Genomic DNA, 333 nt, shown 5'->3' on the forward strand with positions numbered 1-333 from the left:
TGGATATCGGCAGGGTTGGTAACTATGGAGTGCCAACCAAACCCAGTGAAACTACGATGAGCAGAATATCCGCAGCAGCCAGCTTCATAAGCAACACTCACTTGATGGTCTTTAAAGTTTTTCTGAACATAGTCATAAAGGGTTTTAGCCTCGGGAGGCATGGAAAAGGATTTACCGCAAAAAAGGTCGGTGGCACAGTGAACTTTCCAACTTAACTTGTGGATATCGATGCCAATGTATAACTTTGGTTGGGCAGTGGGTACAGTTTTCATATCTTATTGTTTTGGTGAACTTTAAAGATACTGGATCCACTGCTTTTTCATCGATGCTATA

The 333-nt window shown here is 42.0% G+C and carries 1 pseudogene; it reads right to left on the reverse strand.

What is annotated here, in order from left to right:
• Positions 1 to 272 (reverse strand): annotated as a pseudogene (locus tag K8089_RS16770) (IS110 family transposase); the annotation flags it as partial.
• Positions 273 to 333: the final 61 nt, after the last annotated feature.

The sequence above is a fragment of the Aequorivita vitellina genome (assembly GCF_022008365.1).
In the GTDB taxonomy this organism is placed as follows: Bacteria; Bacteroidota; Bacteroidia; order Flavobacteriales; family Flavobacteriaceae; genus Aequorivita; species Aequorivita vitellina.